Raw genomic sequence first — 4,131 nt, forward strand, 5'->3', positions numbered from 1 at the left:
ACACGTGCCCCGATCTTGATCAGCTTCAGTTGCAGGCTGGTCAACGACCAGTCGGCCATGGCCTCGGGCAGCTCGATGCAGCGCAAGAAGGTGGCCAGGTTGTACGCCAGGGCGTGCAGTTGCAGCCGCACCTCATTGTCGCGGAACTTCCGGCACGACAGCCGCGTCCAGCGAAAGGCGTATTTGCCCTCTTTGATGTGCTGCTCGGCGGTGCCGCGCTGGTTGTAGAACCGCACCACCCAGTCCGGCTCCATCGGCAGGTTGGTGACGATGAAGCCGACACGCGGGAACAGTTCGCCCGGATGCCATTCGATCTTGGCGATCACCCGGCGTTCCTTGTCCCAGGACGCCGCCTGATACTCGAATTCCTCGAAGAACCGCTTGACCTTGGTCAGTGACGGCCGCCCGACAGGGCGCGTTAGCCGATGCGCGATCTTGTCCTTGAGGACCGCGTTTGCGGGCAGCCGGATGGCGTAGAAGAACCGCGCTTCTTCCAATCGCTCATAGATCGCCGGGATCGCGTAGGCAGCATCGGCCCGGAAGAACCTGCCACCAAGGTCGCGCTCCGCGTAGCGCGCAATGACGGGGTCGAGAACATCACGCCAGCCATCGGCGCTGTGGACGTTGCCATGGCGCAGGGCGCAGCGTTCCAGCATCCCGAACTGGTTGAACAGAAAGTTGGGGTGATAGCAGCTACAGTCGAAATGGCCATTCCAGGCGGACCCTTCCTGGTCGCCATGGGTCGGGCTGACCGAGCTGTCCATGTCCAGAACGATGTACTTCAGCCCGTTACGGTCATGGAACCGGTCGATCCATTGCCCGTTCAGGTCGGCCAGCGCGGCACGGTTCCCGGCCAGAGCCAGCGTCTCGGTCTCGAACCGTCCCATCTGCGATGCCGAGGCCGCTTGTGCATCGACCGCTCTGCCGCCGACAACTTGGCGCATGACCGGATCGCAGGCGAGACGGTTGGCGTCGTTGACATCCTCGTATCCGGCCAGCCGCCCAAAGACTGATTGCCGGAACAGGCCGTCGAGCCGATGGACCGTGTTCTTGCCAGAGCGAGTATCGCGCAGCGCCGCTGACGCCAAATCGGACAACCCGAGCGCGTCATCAAGCTCGCGCATCACCAGAAGGCCGCCGTCGGAACTGAGCTGCGTGCCGCGAAATTCCAGCCGCACGCGAGGGTCGAAATCCACCCGATCTGCCCGTTGCAAGCCCGCACCCTCTGGGTGATCCATGAAACGCGCCCCTCGCAGCCTTCAACACCATGTTTTATATAGGAAATATAATGGTCAGGACAGCGAAATCAGCGCCTTACTTGGGAAATGTGGGCGAATATGTCAGCTACACATGCAGCCATTGCGCCCATTTCGTCGAGGAAGCGAGCGGGCCGCTCAAGACCGGCTATGTGCAGGGCGGCAAGGTAAGCGCGGAAGTCCGCAACGCGGTGCGCGACAAATATGACCTGACCGCCGCGCTGCTGGCCCGGTGCGGCGGCCCGAAGCGCTTTTTCGGCAATCATGAGGCACTGTTCGCCAACCAGAACGCCTGGATGGAACAGCTCCAGGCCTATGACGGCAGCGCCGCCAAGCCGCAGGAGCAGAAGGCGGCGCTGCGCGACATCGGGCAGAAGACGGGGCTTTACGCGCTGATGGGCAAACGCGGCTTCACGCCCGCGCAGCTTGACGCCTGCGTCAACGATCCTGCGTCGATGAAGCAGATATTGGCGATGACCAACGAAGCCTGGAAGACGTTGAAGATCAGCGGCACGCCCGCCTTCACCATCAACGGGACGCTGGCGGGCGGGTCGAGCTGGGCGAGCTTGCGCGACGCATTGCCCGCTCCGGCGCAGTGAACTACATGAGGCCACTCATCACGCCGACTAGCGGAGCTTGCCACACGTGAAAGCCTTTACCGGACTCGCCCTGATCGCCCTTTCCCTGACGCTGTCGGCCTGCGGCAAGACCGATGCGGGCAATACGGCCAGGGCCGAACCCGTCGCCGCCGTGGCCGCTCCCGCCGGAAGCAGCTGGTCGCAGACGGTGACGGCGACGCCGGAAGGCAATTTCGTCATGGGCAACCCCAATGCGAAGGTGAAGCTGGTCGAATTCGCGTCCTATACGTGCAGCCATTGCCGCGACTTTTCCGCCGAGGCTTCGGAGGAAATCCGCAAGATCGTCGACACCGGCAAGATGAGCTACGAACTGCGCAACTTCGTGCGCGATCCCATCGACATTTCCACGTCGCTGCTGGCGCGCTGCGGGGGCAAGGACCTGTTCTACCCGCTGTCCGAACAATTCTTCACCAACCAGAATGCGATGTTCGAAAAGGCGCAGACGCTGGGCGACGCCAAATATCAGCAGTTGATGAGCGCTCCGCCCACCCAGCGCTTTACCCAGCTGGCCGATGCCGTGGGCCTCATCGACTTCGCCAAGCAGCGCGGGATCGCCGAAGATCAGGCCAAGCAGTGCCTGGCCGACACCGCCGCCGCCGAAAAGCTGGCCAAGGGCGTCGAAACGGCATCGTCGGAATATAAGATCGAAGGCACGCCGACCTTCATCCTGAACGGCAGCGTGCTGGAAAACACCGCCACCTGGGCGACGTTGCAGCCCAAGTTGAAACAAGCGGGCATCTGATTGTCATCCGGGGGGCTGACATTCCATCCTTGCGCTTCCGCTGGCCGGGCGGGCATGCGGCCCTGCGCTAGAGCCGCCCGATGCAGATAAAGCGGCTCAAGCTGTCCGGCTTCAAGAGCTTCGTGGACCCAACGGAGCTGCGGATCGAGCCTGGGCTGACGGGCATCGTCGGCCCGAACGGTTGCGGCAAGTCCAACCTGCTGGAGGCGATCCGCTGGGTCATGGGCGAATCCAGCGCCCGGTCGATGCGCGGCGCGGGCATGGAGGATGTGATCTTCGCGGGCACCTCCACCCGGCCGCAGCGCGATTTCGCCGAAGTGTCGCTGCTGACGGTGCAGGAACAGGGCGAGTTGTTCAATGCGGTCGAGGTCGGCCCCGACGGCGAACTGGAAGTCACCCGGCGGATCGAGCGCGGGGCAGGCAGCGCCTATCGCGCCAATGGCCGCGACGTGCGGGCGAAGGACGTCGCGCTGATCTTCGCCGACGCCGCCACGGGCCCGCACAGCCCGGCTCTGGTCAGCCAGGGGCGCATCGCCGCCGTCATCGCCGCGCGGCCGCAGGAACGGCGCGCCATGCTGGAGGAAGCGGCGGGCATTTCCGGCCTGCACGTCCGCCGCAAGGATGCCGAACAGAAATTGCGCGCGGCCGAAGCCAATCTGGTGCGGCTGGGCGAAATCCTGTCGGACATGGAAGCGCGGGCCAGCAGCCTGCGCAGGCAGGCCAAGGCGGCGGAACGCTATATCCGCCTGTCGGAACAGATCCGCGTCGCCGAAGGGCGGGTGGTCTTCGCCCGCTGGCGCGAAGCGGCCGCCAGCGCGGAAGCTGCGCGGGCGGAGGCGAAGGACGCGGAAGATGCGGTGATCGCCGCGCAGGAGGCGCAGCGCGCGGCCGCCGTCCACGCCAATGCGGCGGTGGAGGCTCTTGCGGACAAGCGGGCGGCGGCGCAGGCGGCTCGTGACGCGGCGAATGAGGCGGGGCACAAGCTGGCGGCGCTCCGTTCCGAACGCGATGGCGTGGTGCGGCGGCTGCATGACCTGGCGGAGCAGGCGGGACGGCTGGAGGAAGACCGGCTGCGCGAAGGGGCGCTCGCCAACGACGCGGCGGAGGCGATCGCGCGGCTGAGCGAGGAGGTGAAGACGCTCAAGGCGCGCATCGCCGAAACCGAAGCGATGCGCCCCGGCTTCGCGGCGCGGATCGCGCGGGCCGAGGACGAGGCGCGCGACGCTGAACTGCAACTCGCCAGGGCGATGGCGCGGCAGGCGGGGGAGCAGGCCGAACTGCGCGTCGCCGAAGCCGCCCTGGCCTCTGCCCGCAGCCATATGGAGCGGGCGGAGCGCGATGCCGCAAGGCTGGAAGTCGAAGCGGCGGCGCTGCCCGATGTCGCGCCGCTCAGGCAAAAGGGAGAGGAGGCGCAGGCAGAGCAGCAGCGCGCGGCGGCCGAACGCGACGCCGCCGAGGATGCGATAAGGGAGGCTGACACAGCGCGGCAGGCAGC

The 4,131-nt window shown here is 65.9% G+C and carries 4 protein-coding genes; 3 read left to right on the forward strand and 1 reads right to left on the reverse strand.

Annotation, left to right across the window (positions count from 1 at the left end; genetic code table 11):
• Nucleotides 1-1,238, reverse strand: a 1,238-nt coding sequence (locus L288_RS41460) for an IS1380-like element IS1247 family transposase (RefSeq protein WP_031304986.1), incomplete at its 3' end; no start/stop codon positions are given.
• 50 nt (nucleotides 1,239-1,288) lie between these two features.
• Between L288_RS41460 and L288_RS41465 the strand changes: the two genes are divergently transcribed.
• The 3 genes from L288_RS41465 to L288_RS41475 form a co-directional block, all read left to right on the forward strand.
• On the forward strand, nucleotides 1,289-1,855 hold the full coding sequence (locus L288_RS41465; RefSeq protein ID WP_236613088.1) for a DsbA family protein: 567 nt from the start codon (nucleotides 1,289-1,291) through the stop codon (nucleotides 1,853-1,855).
• A 46-nt stretch (nucleotides 1,856-1,901) separates the two neighbouring features.
• Entirely contained in the window at nucleotides 1,902-2,636 is a 735-nt protein-coding gene (locus L288_RS41470) for a thioredoxin domain-containing protein (RefSeq protein WP_021240074.1), read from the forward strand.
• 80 nt (nucleotides 2,637-2,716) lie between these two features.
• Nucleotides 2,717-4,131: AAA family ATPase (locus L288_RS41475; RefSeq protein WP_021240075.1), on the forward strand; the 1,415-nt coding region annotated here is incomplete at its 3' end.

It is taken from the genome of Sphingobium quisquiliarum P25 (assembly GCF_000445065.1).
Taxonomy (GTDB): domain Bacteria; phylum Pseudomonadota; class Alphaproteobacteria; order Sphingomonadales; family Sphingomonadaceae; genus Sphingobium; species Sphingobium quisquiliarum.

Bases quoted from the DNA above. Each gene is read 5' to 3' on its own strand.
- L288_RS41465 (WP_236613088.1), top strand. From the start codon at position 1,289: ATGGTCAGGACAGCGAAATCAGCGCCTTACTTGGGAAATGTGGGCGAA.